Source organism: Candidatus Accumulibacter sp. ACC005 (assembly GCF_907163215.1).
GTDB classification, from domain to species: Bacteria; Pseudomonadota; Gammaproteobacteria; order Burkholderiales; family Rhodocyclaceae; genus Accumulibacter; species Accumulibacter regalis.
On sequence record NZ_CAJQUB010000004.1, the window covers coordinates 437495 to 463033 of the forward strand.

Annotated in this window: 25 protein-coding genes and 1 pseudogene; 13 read left to right on the forward strand and 13 right to left on the reverse strand. The window is 64.3% G+C overall.

The window, feature by feature from the left end:
* Positions 1-21: 21 nt before the first annotated feature.
* Positions 22-237 (forward strand): hypothetical protein, encoded by a 216-nt coding sequence (locus QZ613_RS04905; RefSeq protein WP_043564670.1) that lies wholly within the window; start codon positions 22-24, stop codon positions 235-237.
* A 90-nt stretch (positions 238-327) separates the two neighbouring features.
* Here the strand turns inward: QZ613_RS04905 and QZ613_RS04910 are convergent, their stop codons facing one another.
* The 9 genes from QZ613_RS04910 to QZ613_RS04950 form a co-directional block, all read right to left on the reverse strand.
* Positions 328-1128 carry a F0F1 ATP synthase subunit gamma gene (locus tag QZ613_RS04910; protein ID WP_291864397.1) on the reverse strand — a complete coding sequence of 267 codons (801 nt, stop codon included), beginning with the start codon at positions 1126-1128 and terminating at the stop codon, positions 328-330.
* Positions 1125-2585 (reverse strand): F0F1 ATP synthase subunit alpha, encoded by a 1461-nt coding sequence (locus QZ613_RS04915; RefSeq protein WP_043564665.1) that lies wholly within the window; start codon positions 2583-2585, stop codon positions 1125-1127. The genes QZ613_RS04910 and QZ613_RS04915 overlap by 4 nt, the downstream gene beginning before the upstream one ends.
* Positions 2572-3321, reverse strand: coding sequence for a F0F1 ATP synthase subunit delta (locus QZ613_RS04920; RefSeq protein WP_043564663.1), 750 nt, complete (start codon positions 3319-3321; stop codon positions 2572-2574). Before QZ613_RS04920 ends, QZ613_RS04915 begins: the two co-directional genes overlap by 14 nt.
* 9 nt (positions 3322-3330) lie before the next feature.
* On the reverse strand, positions 3331-3597 hold the full coding sequence (gene atpE, locus QZ613_RS04925; RefSeq protein ID WP_043564659.1) for an ATP synthase F0 subunit C: 267 nt from the start codon (positions 3595-3597) through the stop codon (positions 3331-3333).
* Positions 3594-4328 (reverse strand): F0F1 ATP synthase subunit A, encoded by a 735-nt coding sequence (locus QZ613_RS04930; RefSeq protein WP_043564657.1) that lies wholly within the window; start codon positions 4326-4328, stop codon positions 3594-3596. Before QZ613_RS04930 ends, atpE begins: the two co-directional genes overlap by 4 nt.
* Positions 4325-4600: an AtpZ/AtpI family protein gene (locus tag QZ613_RS04935; protein ID WP_291864388.1), complete on the reverse strand. Its 276-nt coding sequence runs from the start codon at positions 4598-4600 to the stop codon at positions 4325-4327. The genes QZ613_RS04930 and QZ613_RS04935 overlap by 4 nt, the downstream gene beginning before the upstream one ends.
* Complete coding sequence (locus QZ613_RS04940; RefSeq protein ID WP_043564654.1) at positions 4597-5013, reverse strand: F0F1 ATP synthase subunit epsilon; 417 nt, start codon at positions 5011-5013, stop codon at positions 4597-4599. The genes QZ613_RS04935 and QZ613_RS04940 overlap by 4 nt, the downstream gene beginning before the upstream one ends.
* Positions 5010-6374, reverse strand: coding sequence for a F0F1 ATP synthase subunit beta (atpD, locus tag QZ613_RS04945; protein ID WP_291864384.1), 1365 nt, complete (start codon positions 6372-6374; stop codon positions 5010-5012). Before atpD ends, QZ613_RS04940 begins: the two co-directional genes overlap by 4 nt.
* Before the next feature lie 96 nt (positions 6375-6470).
* Positions 6471-6704 carry a thioredoxin family protein gene (locus QZ613_RS04950; protein ID WP_043564699.1) on the reverse strand — a complete coding sequence of 78 codons (234 nt, stop codon included), beginning with the start codon at positions 6702-6704 and terminating at the stop codon, positions 6471-6473.
* 735 nt (positions 6705-7439) lie between these two features.
* Here QZ613_RS04950 and QZ613_RS04955 point away from each other — a divergent pair.
* The 5 genes and pseudogenes from QZ613_RS04955 to QZ613_RS04975 all read left to right on the forward strand — a co-directional run bounded on the left by QZ613_RS04955 (position 7440) and on the right by QZ613_RS04975 (position 12866).
* On the forward strand, positions 7440-10568 hold the full coding sequence (locus tag QZ613_RS04955) for a hypothetical protein (RefSeq protein ID WP_291981680.1): 3129 nt from the start codon (positions 7440-7442) through the stop codon (positions 10566-10568).
* Positions 10564-10764 (forward strand): annotated as a pseudogene (locus QZ613_RS04960) (type II toxin-antitoxin system PemK/MazF family toxin); the annotation flags it as partial. The gene QZ613_RS04955 and the pseudogene QZ613_RS04960, both read left to right, overlap by 5 nt.
* A gap of 85 nt (positions 10765-10849) precedes the next feature.
* Positions 10850-11311 (forward strand): PaaI family thioesterase, encoded by a 462-nt coding sequence (locus tag QZ613_RS04965; RefSeq protein WP_043564651.1) that lies wholly within the window; start codon positions 10850-10852, stop codon positions 11309-11311.
* A complete protein-coding gene (locus tag QZ613_RS04970; RefSeq protein ID WP_043564649.1) occupies positions 11308-11742 on the forward strand; it encodes a PaaI family thioesterase in 435 nt (144 codons plus the stop codon). Before QZ613_RS04965 ends, QZ613_RS04970 begins: the two co-directional genes overlap by 4 nt.
* Positions 11743-11789: 47 nt before the next feature.
* Complete coding sequence (locus QZ613_RS04975; protein WP_043564648.1) at positions 11790-12866, forward strand: tartrate dehydrogenase; 1077 nt, start codon at positions 11790-11792, stop codon at positions 12864-12866.
* A gap of 110 nt (positions 12867-12976) precedes the next feature.
* Here QZ613_RS04975 and QZ613_RS04980 read toward each other — a convergent pair whose 3' ends face one another.
* Complete coding sequence (locus QZ613_RS04980; RefSeq protein WP_043564645.1) at positions 12977-13894, reverse strand: LysR family transcriptional regulator ArgP; 918 nt, start codon at positions 13892-13894, stop codon at positions 12977-12979.
* 107 nt (positions 13895-14001) lie between these two features.
* On the opposite strand from QZ613_RS04980, the gene QZ613_RS04985 reads away from it, so the two are divergent.
* Positions 14002-14601 carry a LysE/ArgO family amino acid transporter gene (locus QZ613_RS04985; protein WP_291981683.1) on the forward strand — a complete coding sequence of 200 codons (600 nt, stop codon included), beginning with the start codon at positions 14002-14004 and terminating at the stop codon, positions 14599-14601.
* A gap of 134 nt (positions 14602-14735) precedes the next feature.
* Here the strand turns inward: QZ613_RS04985 and QZ613_RS04990 are convergent, their stop codons facing one another.
* Positions 14736-15107, reverse strand: a complete 372-nt coding sequence (locus QZ613_RS04990; RefSeq protein ID WP_043564641.1) for a hypothetical protein — start codon at positions 15105-15107, stop codon at positions 14736-14738.
* 650 nt (positions 15108-15757) lie between these two features.
* On the opposite strand from QZ613_RS04990, the gene QZ613_RS04995 reads away from it, so the two are divergent.
* A complete protein-coding gene (locus tag QZ613_RS04995) occupies positions 15758-17497 on the forward strand; it encodes a nitrite reductase (protein ID WP_291981685.1) in 1740 nt (579 codons plus the stop codon).
* Positions 17498-17911: 414 nt separating this feature from the next.
* On the opposite strand, the gene QZ613_RS05000 is transcribed toward QZ613_RS04995, so the two are convergent.
* Positions 17912-19024 carry a mechanosensitive ion channel family protein gene (locus QZ613_RS05000; RefSeq protein ID WP_291981686.1) on the reverse strand — a complete coding sequence of 371 codons (1113 nt, stop codon included), beginning with the start codon at positions 19022-19024 and terminating at the stop codon, positions 17912-17914.
* Between the two features lie 238 nt (positions 19025-19262).
* Between QZ613_RS05000 and QZ613_RS05005 the strand changes: the two genes are divergently transcribed.
* The 5 genes from QZ613_RS05005 to QZ613_RS05025 are packed head-to-tail and all read left to right on the forward strand — an operon-like array spanning position 19263 to position 24365.
* Positions 19263-20483, forward strand: coding sequence for an ABC transporter substrate-binding protein (locus QZ613_RS05005; protein WP_291981711.1), 1221 nt, complete (start codon positions 19263-19265; stop codon positions 20481-20483).
* 23 nt (positions 20484-20506) lie between these two features.
* On the forward strand, positions 20507-21415 hold the full coding sequence (locus QZ613_RS05010; protein WP_043564690.1) for a sugar ABC transporter permease: 909 nt from the start codon (positions 20507-20509) through the stop codon (positions 21413-21415).
* A complete protein-coding gene (locus QZ613_RS05015; protein ID WP_291867099.1) occupies positions 21412-22305 on the forward strand; it encodes a carbohydrate ABC transporter permease in 894 nt (297 codons plus the stop codon). Before QZ613_RS05010 ends, QZ613_RS05015 begins: the two co-directional genes overlap by 4 nt.
* Positions 22306-22336: 31 nt before the next feature.
* Complete coding sequence (locus QZ613_RS05020) at positions 22337-23494, forward strand: ATP-binding cassette domain-containing protein (protein WP_043564637.1); 1158 nt, start codon at positions 22337-22339, stop codon at positions 23492-23494.
* Positions 23495-23525: 31 nt separating this feature from the next.
* Entirely contained in the window at positions 23526-24365 is an 840-nt protein-coding gene (locus QZ613_RS05025) for a DUF3014 domain-containing protein (protein ID WP_043564635.1), read from the forward strand.
* Positions 24366-24409: 44 nt separating this feature from the next.
* On the opposite strand, the gene QZ613_RS05030 is transcribed toward QZ613_RS05025, so the two are convergent.
* Complete coding sequence (locus tag QZ613_RS05030) at positions 24410-25534, reverse strand: enolase C-terminal domain-like protein (protein WP_291981688.1); 1125 nt, start codon at positions 25532-25534, stop codon at positions 24410-24412.
* Positions 25535-25539 lie beyond the last annotated feature (5 nt).

Genomic DNA, 25539 nt, shown 5'->3' on the forward strand with positions numbered 1-25539 from the left:
ACAAATCGCGAGGAGTTTCCTATGAGCAAACTACTTTCCCTACTGATTGCAGCGACCTTCGCCACGGTTTCGGCTGGCGCCTTCGCCATGTCGCATGGCGGCGCTCCCAAAGACGAGAAGAAGATGGAAGAGAAGAAAGCCGACACCAAGGACATGAAGGCGGACGAGAAGAAGATGGACGAGAAGAAGATGGACGAGAAGAAAGACATGAAGGGCGAGAAGAAGACGACGTACTGATCGCAGGGCCTCACCAAAAAAGCGGGCGTCGGCCCGCTTTTTTGTTTCCCTTGCCGGGAGGGAGGATTCCCCGCGCCTCGTTTGAGCTCCTTAACGCATGCCGCCGCGCATGCCGGTGATCACTTCGATTTCCTCGACGATCTCTTCCTGCCGTAGCCGGTTGCGCCGCCGGGCGAGTTCGTCGCTGCCTTGTTCCAGGTGGTGCAGGGCGTTTTCCATCTGCATCAGGCGCTGCCGGTTCTCGACACGAATCGAGCGCAGCACCAGGGCGAGCAGTTGGTGGAAAAGGAAATGCTCGCTCACGCCCGCGGCGACGACGAGCGGCTGCTCGTACATCAGCGGCGGTGCGCCGGCGGGAGCCGTCTTGACCGGCAGCGGCAGCAAGCGCTGCCAGCGCACGCCATCCTCGTCGCGCAGGCAGGCGAGCAGGCCGCAGGTCTGCCCGACGTTACGCCGGGCCGCGTCGAAAGCCGCGAGAATGCGGTCGATGGCCGCGGCGGCATCGAGTCCGCCGTCGGCGCCGGCTACCGGGAACAGGCTCGCCTGTTCCGGCATCGTCGCTGCCAGCCTTTCGCCGACGACGATCAGCGGCTGCCGTTGGCCGCCCTTCGCTCGCCACGCGCGCACGACATCTTCGTTGAAACTGCCGCAAAAACCGCGTACCGAACCGAGCAAGAGCCAGACGTCGACAAGCGCTGGTTCCGGCGGCGGCTGGAAGGGAGCGACGTCCTGCAGCGCCTGCGCGAGCACGCGTACGACCTCTTGCTGCGCCTCCTCCCGGCGGCTGATGCGGTGCAGCTCGGCGAGCGCAAAGCTGCGCATGGCGCCGAGAATCCCGGAAAGATCGTCGTAGAGCGCGAGTTGGGCCTCGATCTCGCGTCGCTGACTCATGTCTGCCTAGCCAGGCTCGTTGCGAGGGTCGCCAGCCAGTGTTCCTTGGCGTCGTCGAGCGTCAGGCCAGCGGCGGCAACCGCGGCGCAGAGCTTCGGCAGGAGGGCTGCGGCAGCCTGCGGCGGGTACGCGTCGAGAAGTCCTTCGCCGTAGGCCAGCAACCAGGCGTGATGAGCCTGCTCGGGCAGCGGCGCCAAGCGGTCCTGTTTGAGGAGCGCACGCAGAAGACGACCGCGACGTAGCTTGTCCTCGACGGCTGCATCAAGCCGGGTGCCAAAGCGGGCGAAGAGTTCGAGATCGAGGAACTGCAGATAGTCGAGGCGAATGCGCGCGGCCGCGGTCTTGATCGCCGGGTGCTGGGCCTTGCCGCCGATGCGGGATACCGAACGGCCGATGTCGATAGCGGGCAGCGTGCCGGCGGCGAAGAGCTTGGCGTCGAAATAGATCTGGCCGTCGGTGATCGATATCAGGTTGGTCGGGATGTAGGCGGCCAGCTCGCCCTGGCGGGTTTCGATGATCGGCAGTGCGGTCATGCTGCCGCCGCCGAATTTTGGCCGCAGCACGGTCGACCGCTCGAGTAGCCGAGAATGCAGATAGAAGATATCGCCGGGATAGGCCTCGCGCCCCGGCGGGCGCCGAAGCAGCAGCGAGAGCTCGCGGTACGACTGCGCATGCCGCGTGAGGTCGTCGTAGACCACCAGCACGTCACGTCCGCAACGCATCCAGTGTTCGGCGAGCGCGCAACCGGCGAAGGGCGCGAGGTAGCGAAAACCGGGCAGGGCGTTGGCCTCGGCGACGACGACCACCGTGTAGTCGAGTGCACCGGCATTGCGCAGGGCGTCGACCGTTGCGGCGACTGCCGAGCGCGGTTGACCGATCAGCACCATCACGCATATCAGCTTCCGACCCGCCTGGTTGATCACCGCATCGAGCGCCAGCGAAGACTTGCCCAGGCCATCGTCGCCGATGATCAGTTGGCGCTGCCCCTTGCCGATCGGGATCAGCGCGTCGACGATCTTGCAGCCGGTATACAGCGGTTCGCTGACGAAGTCGCGCTCGATGAGCGGTGGCGCAGGCGCCTCGAGATTGCGAACTTCACGGGCCGTGTGCGGGGGCAGGCCGTCGAGCGGGTTGGCGAGCGGATCGACCACCCGCCCGAGGAGGGCGTCGCCGGCAGCGATCGCCAGCTTGCGACCGACGTGGGTGACCGCCATGCCCGCCGTGATGCCGTGCTTTTCGGTGAGCAGAATGGCGCCAAGCAGGTCGCGGCCGAGTTGGAAGACGAGGCCGGTGCTGCCGTCGGCAAAGCCGATCAGCTCGTCGAGCTGCACCGATGGCAGCCCGCGTATCCAGGCGATGCCGTCGCCAATGCCGACTACCTCGCCGCGTTCGGAAACGCGCAGGGCAAATCGGTAGTCGTCTTTGGGCGAGCGCATACGGTTCTCAGCTCTGTTCATCCCGTCGCCTGAAGAATGCCAGTTCGTCAAGCAGATTGGCGTGCAGCAGGCATTCGCCAACGGCGATGCGTACGCCGGCGATCAGCGCCGGGTCGGGCCTGATCGCGAGTGCTAGCCTGCGCCCGGCAGCGGCTGCCAGGCCGCGTGCGATCTCCTGCTGAGCAGCATCGTCCAGCGGGTGTGCCGAGGCGATGTCGACCGCTTCGGTGGCGATTTTCTTGGCGGCAGTGCGCAGCGCCTGCTGCTGTTCATCCGGCAACGCCGCCAGATCTTCGACCAGCAGTCGCACGATCCCTGCTGTCAGCGTCGGCGACGCCAGGCGCCTGAGCATCGCCGCGACGTTTTCGTAGGCCTCATCGGCCGCTTGCCGGATCAGCTCGGCTTCGTGGCTGGCTGTCGTGGCGGCGTTGCGCACGCGCGCCTTGGCCTCTTCGTCGGTCAGCGACTGGCGAATCTTCTCCATGCCGCTGGCCCGCTGCTGCGCGAGGTCCTGCTGCAGTTGTTGACGCAGTTGCTCGCGTTCCTGCGTCCAGTGCGCCAAGCGTTCCTGGTACTGCTGTCCAAGCGCTGCCGCCTCGTTCTGCAACTTCTCTGCCTGTGCCATCTCGGCCTTTACACGCGCCTGGCGCGCGTCGAGGACATCGAGCACCGGCTGGTAGAGGAAGCGTTTGAGAATCCACAGCAGCACCAGGAAATTGAGGACTTCGAGAACAAAGGTCGTCCAGTCGAATTGCATGGCAGTTACCTATTTCAGGAAGTATTCCAGCAATGGGTTGCGGAACAGCACGATGAGCGCGATTACCAGGCAATAGATGGCGAGCGACTCGATCATCGCCAGGCCGATGAACAGCGTTCGGGTGATGGTCTTTTCGGCTTCCGGTTGGCGCGACAAGGCTTCCAGCGCGCTGGCGATGGCGCGACCCATGGCGATCGCCGGCAGCATCGTGCCGAGGGCGATCACCACGCCGGCGACGATCGTCGACAGCGTGCTGAACTGCTGCAGTTCGTTCATGATTCCTCCTTGTTTTTCGACTTCGCAAGAGTGGGCGTCGGCGGTGCTGCGGGCGATTCGTCCGTGGCTATCGGTTCGATCGCGCCGGCGATGTAGATCAGGGCGAGGATGCCGAAGATGTAGGCCTGCACCACCGCTTCAATGACATGCAGCATCAGTAGCGGCACCGGCACCAGGAAGCCGGCGATGAGCAGCACCAGCAGCGCCGCCATTTCCAGGCTCATGATGTTGCCGAAGAGGCGGATGGCGAGCGCCAGGGTGCGCGTCAGCTCGCTGATGATGTGGAAGGGCAGGAGCAGCGGGCTGGGTTCAGCATAGTGCCGGAGATAGGCGCGCAGACCCTTGCTGCGGATACCGTACCAGTGGGTCGAGGCGAAGACCAGCGCCGCCAGTGCCGCGGTAGCAGAGAGATCGCGGGTCGGCGCGTGCAGGCCGGGGATCAATCCGGCGAGATTGGCGGTTAGGACGAAGAGCCACAGGGTGGCAATGAAGGGCAGCACGTGGCGCACCGCGTCGGCCGGCACGACTTCCCCGATGGCGCGCTCGATCACCACGACAATGCCCTCGGCAATCGTCTGCCGGCGCGTCGGCAGTGGCGCCAGCCGGTAGCGAAGCAACAGGGCCACGCCTGCCAGGCAGAGCATGACGCCCCAGGTAGTGACCACCGTATCGGTGATCGCCAATGGCCCGAGATGGAACAGGACGCCGCCGCCCAATTCGCCAGCGTTCATGAGCGACCCTTCATGAAGCGATAGGCGTTGTACGCGCCGAGCGCGATGCCAAGAACGATCAGGCTCACCGTCCAGCGTACCGAGTAGCCGGATGCCAGGGAATCCAGCCAGCGGCCGAGGTAGGCGCCGCCGACGATGGGCACGACGAACAGCAGTCCGACGGTGCCACCGTAGAAGGCGATACCGGCCCAGGTCGCTGGCGCCCGCTCGCGTTCCTTCAGTCGCCGTACATCCGTGGCGGTGTCGTCGAGCAGCTTTTGCCGATTGCTCATGCGCCCGCCTCCTTCTGCATACGGCCGGACAGGTCGCCGAGACGGCGTACCAATGCGTGTTCGATCTCGGTCAAGGTGGCGCGTGAGGTATGCACGTCGGAATCGACGCGCGCCAGTTCATCCGCCAGTTGCTGGCAGATGGCGGCTCGTTCGTCGCCGAGGAAGTAATGAACCGTCGCCAGCGTCAGCCGGTTTTCGGCAAAGGCCAGCACGCCACCCGGCAGCGCGATAAAACGCCAGTGGCCGGCACTATCGACGAAGCGCGCCAGCCCATAGCGCAGCACGGCAAGCATGCGCGCATGCCCGGCCAGGACGCCGAAGCTGCCGCTGCCGTCGGCGGCAATGAACTGCACGACATCGTCGAAGCGGTCAGCGCCATGGCTGTCGTGCAGGTGCAGGGCGAAGCTGTTCATGTTGGCATCGCGCCGCGCATATAGCAATCATTCTCGGCGAGGCTGTCGTAGCGGCCGTCAATGATCGCCTGGCAATCGGCGATCGTCTGTTGCAGGGGGACGCGCGCGCCGGGAATTCCAGTGTGCTCGGCAACGACGCTGAAGGGTTGTGTCAGATAGCGCTGCAGTCGGCGCGCCCGCTCGACGATGCGGCGGTTCTCCTGTGAGAGTTCTTCGATACCGAGCATGGCGATGATGTCCTCCAGTTCGTGGTAACGCGCCAGATGCTCGCGTACTGCGCGAGCCGTCTGGTAGTGGCGCTCGCCAAGAACGCGGTGGTCCATCATCCGACTGCCCGAGCGCAAGGGGTCGACTGCCGGGTAGATGCCCTTGGCGGCCTGCTGCCGCGACAGGATGACGGTGCTGTCGAGGTGGCCAAGCACAGTGGCCACTGCCGGATCGGACATGTCGTCGGCCGGCACATAGACCGCCTGCACCGCCGTGATCGATCCCTTGCGGGTCGACACGATGCGTTCCTGCAGCGATGCCACCTCGGTCAACAGCGTTGGCTGGTAGCCCACCGTCGCCGGCATTCGCCCGAGCAGGCCGGAGATTTCGCTGCCCGCCTGGACGAAGCGGAAAATATTGTCCATCAGGAACAGCACCTCGTTGGCCAGGGTGTCGCGCAGGTATTCGGCGTAGGTCAGGGCCGTGTAGCCAACGTGGAAACGCACGCCCGGGGATTCGTCCATTTGCCCGTAGACCAGCAGCGCCCGCTGCAGCACTCCGGCATCCTGCATTTCATGCCACATCTCGTGCCCTTCACGCATACGCTCGCCAACGCCGGCAAAGACGGAGACGCCGTGCATCGCGGTACTGACGGCGTGCATGAACTCCATCATCAGCACGGTCTTGCCGACCCCGGCACCGCCGAAGAGGCCGGTCTTGCCACCGCGCACGAACGGGCACAGCAGGTCGATGACCTTGATGCCGGTTTCGAGGATCTGCGTCGGCGGCAGGGTGTCGGCCAGGGCCGGCGGTGCCGCGAGCACGTTGCGGAAGTCATGCTCGGGCAGCGCAGCACCGCCATCGAGTGCTTCGCCAAAGACGTTGAGAACGCGACCGAGGCAGCCGGGATCGACCGGCACATGCAGCGGCGCGCCGCGGTCGAGGACCGGCATGCCGCGGTACAGGCCGGCGACGGCATGCAGGGCGATGGCGCGTATCAGCGTCGGTTCCAGGTGCTGGTAGACGACGAGCACATAGCGCCCGCCGCCATTGCTCACGTCAAGGGCCTGACCGATCGGTGGCAGGTACTTGCAGCGAACGTCGATGACCGGTCCTTGCGCGGCCTCGATGCGGCCGACGGGAGCTGTATCCATAGACATTTCTTGAAGCGCTTCCTGGCGGCTTGTTTCTTCTCGCTTACCCGAGTCAGTGTAGGCGCTGGCCATCCCCGGCGCATGGCAAATTGCCCTTTACGTCTGCAGGATCTTTTCCACTTCGGCGGCGGACAGTACCTTGCCGACGGAGACGACCTTGTCGCCTATCGCCAGCGCCGGCGTCGACATCACGCCATGCGCAGCGATCTGCGCGAAGTCGGTCACTTTCACCACCTCCGCCGACAGGCCGAGCTTGGCGAGTGCCGTCTGTGTGTTTTCCGTCAGGGCGCTGCACTTCCTGCAGCCTGATCCAAGAATCTTGATGATCATCTTGCGCTCCATGGTCAGATAAGGAGATAGGCATAGGCGTTGAACAGGTAGCCAACGAGGATGATGCCCAGCGAAAACCGATAGGTCGAGGCGTTGTTTCTTTGCGGAACCGTGACGCCGTTCAAGTGCCGTAGACAGGATTGCGGCAAAGCCTGAAGCAGTGGTGCGCGGATGCACCTGAGCGAAGTCGTCTGCCGGGCGGGTTTCGCGCGGCCCTTGGAGCGCGTTCTTACTGAGCAGAGGATGGAGCAGGCGATGGTTCGCGGTAACCCAGAATTACGAAACTGGCTGATTAAGGCGTTCGCCTTCGTCGCGGTGCTCGAAATTGCCTATCTGTTAGCGGGGAACCTGCTGCTCAATGGCCGTTTCCTGCCGCAGATGCTTAGCCGCGACCCCGATCGCCTGAGCATTGAATGGGTATCCGCATGGACCCTCGTGCCGGGTCATCTACGGGTCACGGGGTTGACGCTGCGCGGTCAGACAGCGCAGCAGCAATGGTGGCTCTCCATGGATTACGGTGAGGCCCGCCTGGCGCTGGGCAGTCTCTTCGCCAGGACATTTCGGCTGCAAGGCGTCCAAGTTGACAATATGACGGCGGGGGTGCGCGATCGGCTTGCCCCTGCGCCAGCTACGGACCCTGCTTCAACGCCTGCAACTGCCGGTGAGCTGCCGAGTGCCTCTGTGGCGGCGCAAGCGGATGCCACGCCGCCGCTCCCGACACGACCAGCAAGCACGATGTCGCAGCCGGACGCGGCGGCGCAGACGCTGACCCCGCCAGCAGCCGAAGCGGCCAGTGAATGGTCTGGCTGGAGCATTGCGGTGAGCAATGCGGAGATGGCACAAATCCAGGAACTCGAAGTCAATGGCTACCACTTCAGCGGCCAGGCAAGGCTGCGGATCGATGATTTCACTTACCGCCTCGATGGGCCCCTGGCCATGGCGCGTGGGCGGGTTCAGCTGGAGTCCGGCAAACTTCTGCGCGCTTCCGAGTTGCTCGCATCCGATCTGCAGGGCGATGTCGACATTGGCGTTGATGGGTTTGTCCCCGGGGACAACCCGGGAGCCGGAGCGGCCAGGTTCGTTTCGGGGCGCATCGGCGTGACCGGCGATCTGACATCGTTTGGCTTCATCGACGCCTATCTCAGCAGCAGCCAATGGCTACAGCTGGATGGCAGCGGTCGCCTTCAGGCAAGCCTGCGCATCGAACACGGCACCTTGATGGAGCGCAGCGAACTGTCCATCGAATCACCGGATTTGACGCTCGTTCTGGATGAGCGCCTCGCGTCCGGTGCCGGCGAGCGCCACCTTGTCCAGGGGGCGGGCAGGGTGCACGGAGATGTCCGGGTTGAGCAAGGTACCGGGCAGACGCGGCTGCAGGTGGACTTGCGCGATGTAGCGATGCGCAGGCTTCCGCAAAAGCAGCTTTTTCTGCACGCCGAGGGCTTTCACCTCGGCTTGACCGCGGCTCCCGTGAATCTGAGCGAGAGGCCGGGCGAAGCGTCGGTGTCCATGCAGTGGCGGGAAGCCGTGATGCCCGATATCGCGCTCTTGAACAGCTATCTTCCCGGCGGACTCCCTTTCCGGCTGACGTCGGGGAAGGCGCGGCTGAACGGACAGCTCACCTATGCCCAGCAGCAGGTTTCCGGCAGCTTCGAGCTGGCCGGGGAGAAAATCTCAGGAATCGTCTTCGATAAGTCAGTAGTCGGTACGCTGGCTGTCGATCTGACGATCAAACAGGCCGATTTCAAGAACCGGCTCCTGGATCTTTCCGGTACCCGGATCAGGATGCAGGCATCCGAGCAAGGCACTGCCGGCGCGGCGGGCCCGGCCGCTTTGCAGACCGAGCTCAAGCTCGTGCGCGCGCAACTGGTATCGGCCTTGTCGCTCGACGAGCTCAGGCAATATTCCGGACAGCCGCCGCTCAGCGGCGAAGTCAAGCTGGAGGGAACGGTGGCGAATATCGATTTCCTCAACGCTTTCCTCGCCCAGCGTCACGCCCTCGAGTTCGGTGGTGGCGGCCGCCTGCAAGCGGACCTTCTCCTGAACGACGGGCAGCTGGCGTCCCCCAGCAGCGTGACGGTCGAGTCGGATCGGCTTGTCAGCCGGTTTTCCGGCTTCGAGGCAAGCGGTGCCGGTGGCGTATCGGCCGGGATTCGGACGCGGGCCGGTGCGGAGGAGATGCGCATCGATATGGCGTTGCGGGAGATGCAGATACGGCAGCTGAAAGGGGGCGCGGTTTTCTTGCGAGGAAAGGGTCTGCAGCTGACCGCGACAAGCCCGCCACCGGATGGTCGCACAAGGCGCATCGAGCCGACCGCCGTGCTCACCTGGCAGGACGCGCTGATGCCCGATGTCGCGCTGCTGAACAGCTACTTTCCGGGCCAACCGCCATTCAGTCTGGGGTCGGGTACGGCCCGTTCGAGTGGCCGCCTCGACTACGCCGGTCGGAAACTGTCGGGACGTGTCAATCTGGCCGGCGAGAACATTGCCGGCGTGCTGTTCATGGAGCCGGTCGTCGGACAGCTGGCCGTCGATCTGGTGATCAGGAAGGCTGATCCGGCGGGCGGTCTCCTGGACCTCTCGGGGAGCAGCGTGCAGATGCAGGCAGCGACGGCAGAGGCGGCAGCGGGCGGGGGCGCGCCGCTACAGACCCGCATCACCGTCACCGAGGCACGCTTCAAATCAAGCCCGCTATCGGCCAAGATGGCCCGCTTGGCCCCGCTCAGCGGGGTGGTGAAACTCGAAGGGTCGGTGGCAAATATCGCTTTTCTCAACAGCTTTCTTCACGGCGACCAGGGGCTGGCATTTTCTGGCGATGCGCGCATGACCGCCGAACTGCGGCTCAGCGAAGGAAAGGTCGCCCCGGGCAGCAATCTCAACGCCGAGTCGGACCATCTGGTCAGCCGCTTTCTCGATTTCGAGGCCAGTGGCAGCGGCGTGTTGAAGGCCGCAATACAGGGTGATCGGGGAGCGCCCGAGGCCAGGATGGAGGGATTTCTGAAGCGCTTCGGGCTGCGCAGGATCGACGACCAGGTGCCGTACGTGAAGGGGCGTGATTTTCGCATCACGACCGTCGGCAAACGCTTCGATTCAGTACACGGGCTGCGTGATCTGGAGACGGTGATAACGCTCGGGTCTGCGGAAATACCCGACATTTCGATCTACAACGCTTATCTGCCGAAAGAGGGCGGTGTCTCGATTGGTGCCGGAAAAGCGACGCTGGCCGCAGACTTCAGGCTGAGCGGCGTCACCGGTAGCGCCAAGCTGGAGATGCAGGCCAGTGGCGTCGAGGTGCACGTCAAGGAGCAGACGATCAAGGGCGACCTGCGCATCAGTACGCGTCTCAGTGAAGGGAATCTGGAGAAGATGAGCTTCGATGCGGCGGGCACACAGCTGCGCATCGATAACGGCTCGCTGGAGAGCGAAGGGAGCGCGCACGACAACTTGTGGTGGGGACAGATCGACATCGACCGCGGCCGCATGACCTGGAAGCGGCCACTGAAACTGGACGCGCAGATCAGCCTGCGCCTGCGGGACAGCGGTCTGCTGGTGCATCTCTTCGTCAAGCAAACGAAGGAGCAGCAGTGGCTGAATGAATTGCTGACCATCCGCGACGTCAGCGGGCACAGTGAAGTTCACCTCAACGACAAGGCCATTGTGCTCAGCAATGCCCGGATCAGCGGCGAGAAGCTGCTCGTGCTCGCCAATCTGCGCCTGCGAGAAGAGAAGATGCGCGGCGGCCTCTATGCGAGCTATGGAATACTCGGTGTGGGCATCGAACTCAAGGGCGATGAGCGAAGCTGGAAAGTCCTGAATCCACGTCAATGGTATGACCGCTACTCCGCAGCGTTCTCGGCAGAGTAGCCTTGCTGCACCGCTGCTGCGGATCACGGTTCAGCCAAGCGAAGGCAACGGTTTGCAAAAGCCTTCTCAGGTGATGGGGGACAAGTTCATGACGGTGAGGCGAGACAAGCTGGGAGAGGCATTCGGGCGAATCGACGCCGATGCGATGCTGGCGACCGAGCGTTGCCTGGCCGTGTTCCTGGGCATCGTAAAATGATGCCACCGCTACCCTCGGCGCCGGTAACACTGTCCGTGCCGGGCTCTGCCGCAAGTTTTCCCTTCTTTCCGAGGGTCCCACCCTGATGGACGCGACAAGCGATCAAACCCTTGAGCAGTGGCAGAAGAAACTCAGCTTCCTTCCCTATAACCGGGAGCTCGACCTGCGCTTCGGCGAACTGACCGAGCGCGGCTGCATCCTGCGCCTTCCTTACCGGCCCGAGCTGATTGGCGATCCGGAAAGCGGTGCCCTGCACGTCGGCGCGATCGCCGCGCTGGTCGACACCACTTTCGGCTACGCGGTCCATCGCCGGCTCAGCGAGCGACGCGGCTTCGCCACCCTCGATCTGCGTATCGAGCATCTGCAGCGCTCCACTGCCGGGCAGGACATTCTTTGCGTCGGCGATTGTCACAAGCTCACCGCCAATGTCGCCTTCGTCAGGGGCAGCGTGTATCACGATGACCCTGGCGCGGCGATAGCCACTGGCGTCGGCATCTACATGTTCACCGGCGGCGCGACACCCATGGCGGCAAGGGAAACGGAATGAAACTGTCCGATGCAGTTCGCGCTGCGCGCGAAAATGACGACTGGGATCGCCTGATCCAGGCTATCCCCTTCGCCGTTTTCCTGCGCGTGCGCATGGAAGTCAAAGGCGAGCGCCTGACCTGTGTTCTCCCGGGCGACGATCGGCTGGTGGGAAACCCCTGGCTGCCCGCCTTGCACGGTGGTGCGACCGCCGGTTTCATGGAATGTGCGGCGATCCTGTTCCTGCTCTGGCACCGGGATTCGGAGGCCATTCCCAAGACGGTCGATTTCACCATCGACTACCTGCGCAGCGGCAAGCTGCAGGACACCCGGGCGACAATGCAGATGGTCAAGCTGGGCAGCCGCGTGGCCAATATCCGCGTCACCGCCTATCAGGCGGATCCCGACAAGCCGATCGCCGTCGGCTATGGTAATTTCCTGCTCCCGTCCTGAACGGTGGGAGTGCTCGCGAGCAAGGGCCAACAAACACGGAGGGCAGCATGAGCACCCACAGAATCGCCGTCATCGCCGGCGACGGCATCGGCAGGGAAGTCATGCCCGAAGGCCTGCGCGTGCTCGCCGCGGCCGCCGACAGGTTCGACCTCGACCTGCAGTTCACGACGATCGACTGGGCGAACTGCGACTACTACCTGCAGCACGGCGAGATGATGCCGGCCGACTGGTTCGAGCAACTCAAGGGCTTCGACGCCCTCTACTTCGGCGCCGCCGGCTGGCCCGACAAGGTGCCCGACCACATCTCGCTGTGGGGCTCGCTGCTCAAGTTCAGGCGCGGTTTCGACCAGTACGTGAATTTGCGCCCGGTCCGGCTGATGCCCGGCGTTCCCTGTCCCCTGGCCAACCGCAAGGTCGGCGACATCGACTTTTACGTCGTTCGTGAAAACACCGAAGGCGAGTACTCGGCGGTCGGCGGGCGGATGTTCGAAGGTACGGAACGGGAAACCGTCGTGCAGGAATCGATCTTTACCCGCAAGGGAGTGGACCGCATCCTCAAGTATGCCTTCGATCTCGCGCAGCGGCGCCCGAAGAAGCACCTGACTTCCGCCACCAAGTCGAACGGCATGGCGATCAGCATGCCGTACTGGGACGAACGGGTCGAGGCGATGGCGGCGAGCTACCCGGAGGTGCGCTGCGACAAGTACCACATCGACATCCTCTGCGCGCGTTTTGTGCTCAGCCCGGAGCGTTTTGACGTGGTCGTGGCGTCCAACCTTTTCGGTGACATTCTCTCCGATCTCGGCCCCGCCTGCGCCGGCACCATCGGCATCGCGCCGTCGGCGAACCTCAATCCCGAGCGCGACTTCCCCTCGCTGTTCGAACCCGTGCACGGTTCGGCGCCGGACATCTACGGACGCAACATCGCCAACCCGATTGGCATGATCTGGTCCGGGGCGATGATGCTCGACTTCCTGGGGCAGGGCGACGCCGCCCATGGCGCCGCGCACGATGCCATTCTCCGCGCCATCGAGAGAGTACTCGTCGACGGCCCACTTACGCCGGACATGGGGGGCGCCGCGAGTACCAGTGACGTTGGCCTGGCCATCGTCGACGCGCTCTGATGCTTGCCTGGCGTCGCCTTCATGACCATGCTCAGGGTGCGCCATTTAAGTAGTTTGAAACGGTCGTCGTGCCTGGAATTCATGGCTTCCACACGGCGTGCAACCCTGGCTTAGACGACTGTCTGAGCGCGCAGGGCCTTTCCTGCCGCCCCATGCACCAGTTGGCTGAGAGAGTCGAGCGCTGACGAGGCTATCCGCCAGCGATGCCAGAAAAGTGGAACGTCCAGGCAATGCTGCGGCGCGAGCTCAATGAGCTGGCCCGCCTTGAGCTGCGTCTCGGCCAGTTGTTCGGGGATCATTCCCCAGGTCATTCCGCGCCGTACTGCCTCAGCAAACGATCGCGTGGTGGGCAGGTAGTGAGTCGGCGGCTTGATCACGGCGTCACCGATCAGGCGGGCCAGAAAAAGCTGCTGCAGGCCATCCTTCTTGTTGAACATCAGCATCGGGGCCGCATTCAGCGTTTCGGCGTCGACCCCGGCGGCGAAGTAGCGCTCGACATAGGGCGGCGACGCCAGGGCCAGATAGCGCATCACGCCGAGCGGTTCGACCCGGCAGCCCTGAACCGCTTTCGGGCTGGCACTGACCCCGGCCATAACGGCGCCTTTGCGCAGCAGGAGCAGCGAGTGATCCTGATCCTCGACGCGCAGGTCGAGCGTAATGGCCGCACTGGCGGCGAGATCATCGAAGACGTCGAGGAACCAGCTATCCAGGGAATCGGCGTTGATCACCATCGGAATACGCACGCCGGACGCAGCGCCGCCTTCGGCATCGAGCACCCCCAGTGCGGTGAGAGCCTCGGCTTCGAGCAGGGCGAGTTCTTCCGCGTAGCGTAGCAGAGGGCGTCCGGCAGCAGTCGCCTGGCAGGGCGTGGAGCGCTGGATGAGTACCTGCCCGATGCGCTCTTCCAGCAACTTGACGCGCTGGCTGATCGCCGACGGCGTCACGTTCAACTTCCGCGCGGCGAGGTCGAAACTGCCTTCGCGGATGGCTTCGGCGAAGGCAGCCAACTGGGCGTTGTCGATCTTCATGGATTAGCAATTCTAATGAATGATAATGAACTTTAACTGGTTTCGTGTTGTGGCGCAGCCTAAGCTGACCGCCTTGCCCACTTCACCGACCCATTCACCGACCCATCATGCCCGCTGATCTGATCGCCGGATTCCTTTCCGGCGCGGTGCTCATCGTCGCCATAGGGGCGCAGAACTCCTATGTGCTTCGCCAGGGCGTCCGTCGCGAACACGTCCTGCCGCTGGTGCTCGTCTGCGCCAGTGCCGACGCGCTGCTGATCGCCGCCGGCGTTGCCGGGTTGGGGGCGTTGATCCAGGCCCAGCCCACCTTTCTCAGCCTTGCTCGCTACGGCGGAGCGGCGTTCCTGTTCGTTTACGCACTGGCATCGGCCCGGCGCGCGCTAAAACCGGAACAGCTCATCGTCGACGCCGGGAGCGCAGCACCGCTCGGCGTTGCCCTGGCGAGCTGTCTCGGCTTTACCTTCCTGAACCCGCACGTCTATCTGGATACCGTGATCCTTCTCGGCTCTCTCGCCAGTCAAAGGGAAGAAGGAAGGTGGCTGTTTGGTACGGGAGCGGCTGGGGCGAGCTTCGTCTGGTTCTTTGCCCTCGGTTACGGAGCGCGTTTTCTGGCCCCGCTGTTCGCGAAACCCGTCTCGTGGCGCATTCTCGACTCGCTGGTCGGCATGACGATGTTTGCGCTCGGGGGCATGTTGATTCTCGAGTAGCCGCGATGGGTGGCGCATCGACGCTCGCCGTGACGGGTGGTGAGAAAGCCCGGCGCGAAGGGCACTGCAAGCGCAGCTTGCAGGCCTTCAGTGTCGACCGCTGCTTCCGGCAGCGATCAGGCATGGATTTCCCGCTATTCGACGGTCAGTTCGGCGTAGGTCCCCTGCAAGTCATTGGCGTCAACCATCTTGAAGTTCTCACCCGCGGCCAATATCGCAACACATCGATCCTGGGATCGGCCTCGCCACTTCACACACAACTGGCCTTGGTCGTTCACTAACCAGGTGCCACTGTCGCTGTTGTTCTTGCTCAGGTTGTTGCCATAGAACGCGCCGCCACTGCGGATGTCCCAGACGACCTTGTCTTGATCCATCACGCGGATGTGAATCCATTTCTTGTCGGTGGCAAGCGCTTCGACTTCGGGTTTCGGCAAGAACTGCCGGTCTTGAGCCAATACAGGCGTCAAGACGGATAGGGCCAATACCGCTGCAAGCATCTTTTTCATTTGCCGAGCCTCCTTGTGGTGTGGAAGAGCTAATTTACAGTGGCCCAAGATTGAAGCTGATCCATCCGCACTGGCCAGGCGCGGCAAGTCGGGAATGAAACGACGGCGTGTGGAACGTCACTGCGTGTGCGTCAAACGCCGCCATGGCAGGGCTCGTGAGATCTGCCATCGGTTTCGTCGGCCGAGTTTAACCCGTTTATCGGAAAACCCCCTGCTCCATATGAATCGACCGCCGGATTCGTGACCTGGTGTCATGCGACATCGTCGAAGCACTCCCGGAGCAGGCTTTTCGCGCGAGGTTGGCGGATTCTATACAGCATCAAGGAAGCGTGTAAATGCGCGTCTTGCAAACGACGCGGATGGGCGACAGCCAGGTCACTTCAATGACTGCGCTGGGCCGATAGCTTCGCTCTCCGTTCCTGGGCATCAAGGTTTCCGGCGAGTGCAGACACTGTCTGCGCCGCTCCGGCCGCCGGCGCCGAGCTTGGCGCCGGCGAAGGTCCCCAGGTTCGAGCTTCTGGCGGTCGTGACGCGCGGCAGAATTGCGAATAGTTGACTAGAGTCAACCACTATTCGGCAGGCCGGGCGTAAAACGTCTCCGCGGCTTGGCGTTTTGTCGGCTGCACGGCTCAAAAGGAGGATCTTAAGAAATGACCAACTATCGTGGATTGCGTACGGCCGCAGTGTTGATTGCGGCGACGTTGCCCCTGGCGGTGGGTAGCGCGTTTGCCCAGGAGACCGCCAAGAAGAACGTGTCACAGGAGGAACAGAAGTACCAGGCGTCCGGCTCTTCGCCAGTCGGTCAGGCAGAAATGCACCAGAACATCAACCCGAAAGCGCCTCCAATGACCAAGGAGGAGTTTGACAAAGCCAAGAACATTTACTTCCAGCGTTGCGCCGGTTGCCACGGCGTGTTGCGCAAGGGGGCCACCGGAAAGCCGCTGACTACCGACACGACGCTGGACAAGGGAACGGAATACCTCAAGGTTTTCATCACCTACGGTTCGCCCGGCGGGATGCCGAACTGGGGCACTTCCGGGGAACTGACCGAGGCCGAAGTCGACATGATGGCCCGCTACGTCCAGCAGGAGCCGCCGGTGCCGCCGGAATGGGGAATGAAGGAGATGATGGCGTCGCTGAAGGTCAACGTCCCGCCCGAGCAGCGCCCGACGAAGAAGATGAACAAGCTGGACCTGGACAACCTCTTCTCGGTGACGCTGCGTGACGCCGGGAAGATCGCCCTGATCGACGGCAAGACCAAGAAGATCGTCAAGATTCTGCCGACCGGCTACGCCGTACACATTTCGCGGATGTCGAAGTCGGGGCGCTACCTGTACGTGATCGGTCGCGATGCGCGCATCAACCTGATCGACCTGTGGATGCCCGAGCCGACCAACGTCGCCGAGATCAAGGTCGGTCTCGAGGCGCGCTCGGTCGAGACGTCGAAGTACAAGGGTTACGAGGACAAGTACGCGATCGCCGGCACCTACTGGCCGCCGCAGTTCGTGATCATGGACGGTGACACGCTGAACCCGCTGAAGATCGTATCGACACGCGGTTCGACGGTCGATACGCAGGAATACCATCCCGAGCCGCGCGTGGCGTCGATCGTCGGTTCGCACTACAAGCCCGAGTTCATTGTCAATGCCAAGGAAACCGGCAAGATCATGGCCGTCAACTACTCGGACCTCAAGAATCTGAAGATGACGATCATCGACGCCGCACGTTTCCTGCATGACGGGGGCTTCGATTCGACGGGCCGCTATTTCATGGTCGCTGCCAACGCCTCGAACAAGATCGCCGTGGTCGACACCAAGGAAGACAAGCTGGCGGCGCTGGTCGACGTCGGCAAGATCCCGCACCCTGGACGCGGCGCCAATTTCGTCCATCCGAAGTTTGGTCCGGTATGGGCGACCAGCGATCTCGGCGACGAGTCTATCACCCTGATCGGCACCGATCCGGTCAAGCACAAGGCGCAGGCGTGGAAGGTCGTACAAACGCTGACGGGTCAGGGGAGCGGTTCATTGTTCATCAAGACGCATCCAAAATCGAACAACCTGTGGGTCGATACACCGCTCAATCCGGAAGCCAAGATCAGCCAGTCGGTTGCCGTCTTCGACATCAAGAACCTGGACAAGGGCTTTGAAATCCTGCCGATCGGTGACTGGGCCGACCTTGGCGACGATGGCGCCAGGCGCATCGTTCAACCCGAGTACAACGTGGCCGGCGACGAGGTCTGGTTCTCGGTCTGGAGTGCCAAGGACAAGAAGTCGGCACTGGTCGTCGTCGATGACAAGACGCGTAAGCTGAAAGCGGTGATCAAGGACCCGGAGCTGATCACGCCGACCGGCAAGTTCAACGTCTTCAACACCCAGCACGACGTCTATTGAAGAACTGACCACGAGCAACGGAAGGAACGGGGGCGCAAGCCCCCGTTCCTGCGTCCGGGCGTTGGGCGGGCGTTGCTTGCCGGTCGATCGTTTCGCGAGCTGGTGTGGTGTTGCACGCAGAGTAAAACATATACATCCCAGCCACCACAGGGGTCGCGCGCTGCCGTCGGGCTTGCTGAAAGTCTCGTCGGGAAGGCGGCAACACGCCAGCCCGCTCGTCATTGCGAGGCGGCGCAGCCGACGCGGCAATCCAGTTCCACCCTCTTACTATCTTCCGCCGCATCGACCACGCGAAGCGCAAAACCTCTGGATTGCCGCGTCGGCTTCGCCGCCTCGCAATGAAGGTGTCTGGGGCATGATTTTCGCCCTGCTTTCAGCTGTCGCCAAAAGCCTCATCAAGAATGCCGCATTACACTAGCGTTCCGACGGCGCGCGGTCGTGGCCGCTGGTGACATGCAGGGTACGTGTCGGGAAGGCGATCTCGGCACCGTGGCGGGCGACGATCTCGGCGATCGTCAGCATCACGTCCTGCTTGATCTCGTGGAATTCGACCCACACCGTCGTCCTGGTGAAGGTGTAGACGAGGATGTCCAGAGAGCTCGCCGAGAACTGCTCGAGGTTGACGATCATCGTCTGCTGCTGATCGATCTCCGGGTGGCTGCGCAACATGGCCTTGATGTCGGCGGTGATGGCGGCGACCTTGGCGACGTCGTCGTAGCGCACGCCCACGGTTTCCCTGATGCGGCGATTGCTCATGCGCGACGGATTTTCCACGGCAATCTGCGCGAAGATGCCGTTCGGCACGTAAAGCGGGCGCTTGTCGAAGGTGCGGATGCGGGTCAGACGCCAGCCGATCTCTTCGACGGTACCTTCGATGTCCTTGTCCGGTGAGCGGATCCAGTCGCCGACGGCAAAGGGGCGATCGAGGTACACCATCAGGCCGCCGAAGAAGTTGGCGAGCAAATCCTTGGCCGCAAAGCCGACGGCAATGCCGCCGATGCCGCCGAAGGCAAGGACACCGGAAATCGAGAATCCCAGACTTTGCAGGCCGACGAGCGCGGCGGTGATGAGCACCGATATGCGCAGCAGCTTGCCGATCGCGTCGACGGTGGTACGGTCGATCGACTCGCCCCGTGCCAGACGCTGGGCGATTATGGCCTCCTGGACATTGCCGATGAAGCGCACGAGAAACCAGGCGATGCAGGCGATTACGCCGATGACCCGCAGCGGGTCGATGATCTCGAAGACGGTCGCATCGGTCCCCTTCTCGACGATGCGCGCGGCAAAGGACAGGCCGAGCACCCAGGCGACGACCGTGAGAGGCTGGCGCGCCGCCGAGACCAGGGCGTTGTCCCAGGGGGTCGAGGTCTGCTGTGTGCGAGCCTCCAGGCGGGCAAGCACTCGGCGCAGGATGAAGTTCGCCACCACCACGCCGAGAACGACCAGAAACACCTGCAGAACCAGCAGCAGGGTTGCGTCGTTTCCGACCACACGGGTGAGCAGTGTCTCCAGCCAATCGACTTTCATTTCTTCCTTCCGGGGTTGTTCAGGCAGCGCATTCTAACGTGCCGGGCGGCAGGCCATCGTTCGAGCCCTTGGGCGCATCGGCTACAATGCTCGCAAACTGGCGACAGGCGATTGCCTGATCGCTGCCTCGCGCACCGGCGCCCGTCAATACCGGAGACATCGCATGCGACTCCCCAGTAGCCGCCCTGTCCGCAGCCTGTTTTTCGTCGCCATGGCCTTGCTCGGCAGCCTTCACGCCATGCCGGCCGCGGATGCTGCCACGATCAGCATCGCCTGCTCGGGTGTGGGCCAGGAACTGGAACTTTGCAAAGGCGCAGCCGACGCGTGGGCCAGGAAGACCGGCCACACGCTGAAGATCGTCACGCCGCCCAACGACGCCAGCGAGCGGCTGGCGCTGTATCAGCAGTTACTCGCCGCGCGTTCCGACAGGATCGATGTCCTGCAGGTCGACGTCATCTGGCCGGGGCTGCTGGGCAGGCATCTGCTCGACCTGCGGCCCTACGCCAAAGGCGTCGAGACGCAGCACTTTCCCGGCTTCGTCGCCAACAACACCCGCCACGGCCAGCTGCTGGCGATGCCCTGGTTTGCCAACGCCGGTCTGCTCTTCTACCGCAGCGACCTGCTGCACAAATACGGGCGGCAGGTGCCTGTGACCTGGGAGGATCTGACGGCCAGCGCCCGCGCGATCCAGGATGGCGAGCGCGCGGCCGGCAACGAGCGCATGTGGGGCTACGTCTGGCAGGGCCGCGCTTACGAAGGCCTGACCTGCAATGCGCTGGAGTGGGTGGCCAGCCACGACGGCGGCAGCATCGTCGAAGCGAGTGGCAAGATCGGCATCGACAACCCGCGCGCTGCGCTGGCGCTGAAGACGGCGTCGGCGTGGGTCGGCAGCATCTCGCCGACGGCGGTGCTCAACTACGCCGAAGAGGAGTCGCGCGGCGTCTTCCAGGCCGGCAACGCGGTGTTCATGCGCAACTGGCCGTACGCCTGGGCGCTGGCGCAGGCCGAGGGCAGCGTCATCCGCGGCCGGGTCGGCGTGGCGGTGTTGCCGAAGGGCGCTGGCGCTGGACGGCACGCGGCGACGCTCGGCGGCGAATCGCTGGCTGTCTCCAAATACTCGCGGCATCCCGCCGCGGCGGCTGATCTGGTGCTGTACATGACCAGCGCCGCGGTGCAGAAGGATCGTGCGCTACGTGGCTCGTTCAACCCGACGATCACCGCGCTCTACCAGGATGGCGAGATCCTGCAGGCCAACCCGTTCATGGGTGAGCTGTTGGGGGCGTTCACCAGCGCCGTTGCACGCCCGACCACGGTTACCGGCGTGCGCTACAACCAGGTCAGCCACCAGTTCTGGAACGCCGTCCACGACACCCTGTCGGGCAAGGCGACGCCCGAGCAGGCGCTGGCCCGGCTCGAACAGGCGTTGCAGCGGCTCAGCCGGCGCGGCAAGTGGCGGTAATTGCCGACCTGCCGCGTCGCGGCATGCGCCCGCGCGGCGGGCTCGCCGCGCAGCGCGTGCGCCATGCCTGGTGGATGGCGGCACCGATGCTGGTCGTTCTGGCTGCGGTCGGCGGCTGGCCGCTGCTGCGCACGATCTGGTTCAGCGTGACCGACAGCGACTTGTCGAGCCTTGGCGACTACGCGTTCATCGGTTTGGAAAACTACGTCGGCGAGTACGGCCTGTTGGCCAGCCCGGACTGGTGGCAGGCGGTCGGCAACACCCTGCTGTTCACCGCTCTTTCGGTCGCGCTCGAAACGCTGCTTGGACTGGGCGTCGCGTTGCTGCTCAACCAGCCTTCGCGCCTGCGTACGCTCCTGCGTGCGGCGCTGCTGGTGCCCTGGGCGATACCGACGGTGGTCTCGGCGAAGATGTGGAGCTGGATGCTGCACGACCAGTTCGGCATCGTGAACCATCACCTTCTGGCGCTTGGCGTGATCGCCGTGCCGCTGGCGTGGACCGCCGACCCGCAGCTGTCGCTGTTCAGCGTCGTGCTGGTCGACGTCTGGAAGGCCACCCCCTACATGGCGCTGCTGATTCTGGCGGCGCTGCAGATGGTACCGGTGGACTGCTACGAAGCGGCGCGGGTGGACGGCGTGCCGCGCTGGCAGGTCTTCCGCCGCATCACGCTGCCGCTGATCATGCCCGGCCTGCTGGTGGCGATGATTTTCCGCACCCTCGACGCGCTGCGTGTCTTCGACCTGATCTACGTCATGACTTCCAACAGCCGCGATACGCAGAGCATGTCGGTCTTCGTGCGCGAGCAGTTGATCGATTTCGGCCTGGTCGGCTACGGCTCGGCCGCCGCGACCTGCCTGTTCTTCATGATCGCGCTTCTCAGCATCGTCGCCATGGGCTTGCTGGGCAAGACGGTCGAGCGGGCGGCGCGATGAGTGCAGTGAACGCAGCGGAGGGGTCAGCGAGGACCTCGCAGCGCCGTGCAGCGCCGGGCCGGCGTCGCTTTCCCTGCGGTCCAATCGTCTACTGGGCCGCCTCGCTGCTGTTCATCTTCGTCTCGATCTTTCCGCTGCTCTACGCGCTGTCGACCTCGTTCAAGCAGGGCAGCGCGCTCTTCTCTCCGACGCTGTGGCCCGAGGCGCCGACCTTTGCCAACTACAGCGGCGTTTTCACCGAGCAGCCGTTTGCGCAGAACCTGCTCAACTCGCTGCTCGTTGCCGGCAGCGTCGTGACGCTGTCGCTGGTCCTCAGCCTGATGGCCGCGTGGGCGTTCGGGCGGGTCGAGTTTCGCGGTCGCGGGCTGCTGTTGATGCTCATCCTTTCGGCGTCGATGTTGCCGCAGGTGGCGGTACTGTCGGGAATGTTCGAGTTGGTGCGCGCCTTGGCCATGTACGACACGCTCGGCGCGCTGGTCGTCGCCGACCTGGTGCTGACCCTGCCGTTCACCGTCTGGGTGCTGGTAACCTTCATGCGCCAGTTGCCCAAAGAACTCGAAGAGGCTGCGGCGATGGACGGCGTCGGCGTGCTGACACTGGTTTTCCGGGTCTTCATGCCGCTGCTCTGGCCGGCGATGGTGGCCACCGGACTGCTCGCCTTCATCGCTGCGTGGAACGAATTTCTCTTTGCGCTGACTTTCACGCTGTCGACCGAGGCACGCACGGTGCCGGTGGCGATCGCGCTGATCAGCACGGCGAGCGGCTTCGAGTTGCCCTGGGGCAAGATCATGGCCGCGTCGGTGATCGTCACGCTGCCGCTGGTGGCGCTGGTGGTGGTCTTTCAGCGGCGCATCGTCGCCGGCCTCTCGGCCGGGGCAGTGAAGGGGTGAGGGTCATGAGCTGGCGACGAGGGACGAGGCGATGAGCCGCATCGAACTGCGCGGTGTCAGCAAGGACTTCGGCAACACGCCGGTGTTGAACGACATCGACCTGAGCATCTCGCCAGGCGAGTTCTGCGTCTTCGTCGGCCCTTCGGGTTGCGGCAAGTCGACGCTGCTGCGTCTGCTCGCCGGCCTGGAAGACCCCAGCGCAGGCGAGATCGAGATCGACGGCGTGCTGGTCAATCACCTGCCGCCGGCACGGCGCAACGTGGCGATGGTCTTCCAGAGCTACGCCTTGTACCCGCACATGAGCGTCCATCAGAACATGGCTTTCGGTCTGCAACACCGCAAGCTGCCGTCCGACGAGATCGAGCGGCGCATCGCCGACGCCGTGCGCATTCTGCAACTCGACAGCCTGCTGCAGCGCCGGCCGAGGGAGTTGTCGGGTGGCCAGCGGCAGCGGGTGGCGATCGCTCGCGCCATCGTCCGCCAGCCGAAGGTTTTTCTGTTCGACGAGCCCTTGTCCAATCTCGACGCCGCACTACGCGTGCACACGCGCCTCGAGATCGCCCGGCTGCACCGTGCGCTGGGCTCAGCGAGCATGGTCTATGTGACGCACGACCAGGTCGAGGCGATGACGCTGGCCGATCGCATTGTCCTCCTGCAGCCTCTGGCTGGTCGCAGGGGTGCGCCGAGCGTGGCGCAGGCGGGTCCGCCACTGGACCTCTACCACCATCCGGCCAATCGTTTCGTTGCCGGCTTCATCGGCTCGCCGGCGATGAACTTTGTCGACGCCAGGGTGAAGTCGCTGGGCGACGAGCAGGTCGTTGCCGACGCGAGTGGCATGCTCTGCGCAGCGCGGCTGTCGTCGCAGGGCCTGACCCCCGGCGAGCCGGTGACCCTGGGTATCCGGCCCGAGCATGTGGTGCTCGGGCAGGGGCCGCAGCGCGCGCGTGTCAGCCACGTCGAGCGCCTTGGCGAACTCAGCCACGTCTATCTCGATCTGCCCGGCGCCAGCACGCCGCTGCTCGCCAAGAGCCCGCGCGACGACATCGCCATCGGTGAGCTGTTGGCGTTTGATTTTCCCGCCCAGGTCATGCATCTGTTCCGCTCCGATGGCGTCGCGCAAGCGCGCGGAGCGGCCTGCACCGCGACCCGCAGCGGGCGCGTAAAATCACAGTGGTACGAACCGTCATGAATTGGCTCAATTGCAATGGAGAGAGGTCTCGATGAATGATTTGTCACGTTCGCTGATCGCCGGAGTGGTCGTTCTGGTCGTCGCCGGAAGCGCTTATCTGTGGTGGCAGGAGCGGCAGGAAAAGCAGGGCGCAGAACCGGTTCCGCTCAGGGCAGCAAATACCAGCGTGCTCGAGCCGGCGGCGCCCGGGCCGGCGCCCGTTCACCACCCTATCGAAGCGGTCGTGCCGCCGGTTGCGCAGCCTTTGCCACCCTTGACCGACGGCAGCGAAGTGAGCGACGCGTTGGTGGGACTGCTTGGCCGCGAGCAGTTGTTGTCTTTTGTCGAGGCGAGTGGTTTTCCGCGGCGCGTCGTGGCGACGGTCGATAACCTTGCGCGTGGCCATGCTGCTTCACGCCTGTGGCCCGTGCTCCCTGCACCGGGGCGCTTTCAGGTCGTCGAGCGTGACGGGGCGACCTACATCGCCGACGACAACCGCGATCGTTACACCGCTTTCGTCCGTTTTGCGTCGGCGGTCGATACCGACGCTGCGGTGGCTTTGTACGTACGCATGTACCCGATGCTGCAACAGGCCTACGAAGAGCTGGGTTATCCGGGGAAATACTTCAACAACCGGCTGATCGAGGTCATCGACCAGTTGCTGGCGACTCCCGACCTGCTCAAGCCGATTCCGCTGACGCTGGTCGACGTCAAGGGCGCGGGCGAGACGCCGCGCCCCTGGGTCCGCTACGAGTACGCCGACCCGTCGCTCGAGGCGCGTCCGGCGGGCCAGAAAATCCTCCTGCGCATGGGAGCGGGGAACGCCGGACAGTTGAAGGCCAAGTTGCGCCAGTTCCGCCAGCGCATCGCCAGCAGCGGCGTGACCGGCTGACGCCTGGCGCCGGCACGGGTGGCCGGCGGACGCCGGACACAGCCTCACCCCGGCGCCCGCCGCGCGAGCGGCGAAAACACGATTCCCCGATGGGGCGCGAAGCCCAGGCCGGCCTTGGACGGCAAGAGCAGGCGACCGTTGACGACTGCCGGCGGCGGGCCGGTGTCGGCGGCCAGCCACGTCGAGGTCGCCAGCCCGTGCGCCAGCCGATTGTCGATCGCGGCGGCCAGATGGGCCGTTGCGATGACGCCGCAGGCGCTTTCGATGCTGCTGGTGGTCACGCACTCGAGGCCGGCGCCGAGCGCCCGCTGGGCCAGCGCAAGGGCGGCTAACAGGCCGCCGCAGCGCGTCGGCTTGATCACCAGCCGGCGCACCGGCCTTGCGTCCATGAGGCGCTCGGCGTCGAACAGCGACGCCGATTCGTCGATCCCGATGGCGATCTTCGTTTGCGCCTGCAGGCGATGCAACTGCTGTAGCGTTGGCTGGGCCAGCGGCTCTTCGAGCATCTCGATCGGCAGGTCAGCGCAGGCGTGCAGGAAGCTTTCGGCGGCAGCAAGGTTCCAGGCGCAGTTGGCGTCGAGTCGCAATTGAACGCCGGGCGGCAGCAGCGCCGCGACGCGTCGCAGGCGTGCGATTTCGTCGTCGATCGAAGCCACGCCGAGCTTGAGTTTGAGGACCCGGAAGCCCGCAGCACAGGCGGTGCGTACGCTCTCGTCGGCAAGCCAGGCGAGGCTGCCCAGGGCGGCATTCACCGCCACGTCGGTCGGCAACGGGGGCTGCCCAAGTCCTGGCTGATTGGCGCGCAGGCCGGCGGCAAGTGACCGTCCGGCGGCCTGCGCGGCGAGATCGAGAAGCGCGGTTTCGACCGCCAGTCGTGCCGCCGGAGCGTCGCCCGGATCGCCGAAGTCAGTGCTGATGAGTTGCAGAGCGTCTTCTGGCGACATGCCGATCAGACGTCGCGCCTGCGCGCCGAGTCGCGACCTGGCGTGCACGGGCGTTTCCGCTGGCTTCCCCGGTAGCGGCGCACAATCGCCGTAACCCCTCGCGCCACTCTCGCCATCGAGGCGCAGAAGCCAGCCTTGGCGCTTGCCGAAGCCGCCGGTCGCGGTCAGCCAGCTGGCGCGCAAGGGCAGGCGGTAGGGATGGATCGCGGCGGCAGTGATGTTCATCGAGC

Excerpts from the sequence above, each read along its gene's own strand:
- QZ613_RS04905 (WP_043564670.1), top strand. The coding sequence starts at position 22 with ATGAGCAAACTACTTTCCCTACTGATTGCAGCGACCTTCGCCACGGTT.
- QZ613_RS04910 (WP_291864397.1), bottom strand. The coding sequence starts at position 1,128 with ATGAGTCAGCGACGCGAGATCGAGGCCCAACTCGCGCTCTACGACGAT.
- QZ613_RS04915 (WP_043564665.1), bottom strand. The coding sequence starts at position 2,585 with ATGAACAGAGCTGAGAACCGTATGCGCTCGCCCAAAGACGACTACCGA.
- QZ613_RS04920 (WP_043564663.1), bottom strand. The coding sequence starts at position 3,321 with ATGCAATTCGACTGGACGACCTTTGTTCTCGAAGTCCTCAATTTCCTG.
- atpE (WP_043564659.1), bottom strand. The coding sequence starts at position 3,597 with ATGAACGAACTGCAGCAGTTCAGCACGCTGTCGACGATCGTCGCCGGC.
- QZ613_RS04930 (WP_043564657.1), bottom strand. The coding sequence starts at position 4,328 with ATGAACGCTGGCGAATTGGGCGGCGGCGTCCTGTTCCATCTCGGGCCA.
- QZ613_RS04935 (WP_291864388.1), bottom strand. The coding sequence starts at position 4,600 with ATGAGCAATCGGCAAAAGCTGCTCGACGACACCGCCACGGATGTACGG.
- QZ613_RS04940 (WP_043564654.1), bottom strand. The coding sequence starts at position 5,013 with ATGAACAGCTTCGCCCTGCACCTGCACGACAGCCATGGCGCTGACCGC.
- atpD (WP_291864384.1), bottom strand. The coding sequence starts at position 6,374 with ATGGATACAGCTCCCGTCGGCCGCATCGAGGCCGCGCAAGGACCGGTC.
- QZ613_RS04950 (WP_043564699.1), bottom strand. The coding sequence starts at position 6,704 with ATGATCATCAAGATTCTTGGATCAGGCTGCAGGAAGTGCAGCGCCCTG.
- QZ613_RS04955 (WP_291981680.1), top strand. The coding sequence starts at position 7,440 with ATGTCGCAGCCGGACGCGGCGGCGCAGACGCTGACCCCGCCAGCAGCC.
- QZ613_RS04965 (WP_043564651.1), top strand. The coding sequence starts at position 10,850 with ATGGACGCGACAAGCGATCAAACCCTTGAGCAGTGGCAGAAGAAACTC.
- QZ613_RS04970 (WP_043564649.1), top strand. The coding sequence starts at position 11,308 with ATGAAACTGTCCGATGCAGTTCGCGCTGCGCGCGAAAATGACGACTGG.
- QZ613_RS04975 (WP_043564648.1), top strand. The coding sequence starts at position 11,790 with ATGAGCACCCACAGAATCGCCGTCATCGCCGGCGACGGCATCGGCAGG.
- QZ613_RS04980 (WP_043564645.1), bottom strand. The coding sequence starts at position 13,894 with ATGAAGATCGACAACGCCCAGTTGGCTGCCTTCGCCGAAGCCATCCGC.
- QZ613_RS04985 (WP_291981683.1), top strand. The coding sequence starts at position 14,002 with ATGCCCGCTGATCTGATCGCCGGATTCCTTTCCGGCGCGGTGCTCATC.
- QZ613_RS04990 (WP_043564641.1), bottom strand. The coding sequence starts at position 15,107 with ATGAAAAAGATGCTTGCAGCGGTATTGGCCCTATCCGTCTTGACGCCT.
- QZ613_RS04995 (WP_291981685.1), top strand. The coding sequence starts at position 15,758 with ATGACCAACTATCGTGGATTGCGTACGGCCGCAGTGTTGATTGCGGCG.
- QZ613_RS05000 (WP_291981686.1), bottom strand. The coding sequence starts at position 19,024 with ATGAAAGTCGATTGGCTGGAGACACTGCTCACCCGTGTGGTCGGAAAC.
- QZ613_RS05005 (WP_291981711.1), top strand. The coding sequence starts at position 19,263 with ATGCCGGCCGCGGATGCTGCCACGATCAGCATCGCCTGCTCGGGTGTG.
- QZ613_RS05010 (WP_043564690.1), top strand. The coding sequence starts at position 20,507 with ATGCGCCCGCGCGGCGGGCTCGCCGCGCAGCGCGTGCGCCATGCCTGG.
- QZ613_RS05015 (WP_291867099.1), top strand. The coding sequence starts at position 21,412 with ATGAGTGCAGTGAACGCAGCGGAGGGGTCAGCGAGGACCTCGCAGCGC.
- QZ613_RS05020 (WP_043564637.1), top strand. The coding sequence starts at position 22,337 with ATGAGCCGCATCGAACTGCGCGGTGTCAGCAAGGACTTCGGCAACACG.
- QZ613_RS05025 (WP_043564635.1), top strand. The coding sequence starts at position 23,526 with ATGAATGATTTGTCACGTTCGCTGATCGCCGGAGTGGTCGTTCTGGTC.
- QZ613_RS05030 (WP_291981688.1), bottom strand. The coding sequence starts at position 25,534 with ATGAACATCACTGCCGCCGCGATCCATCCCTACCGCCTGCCCTTGCGC.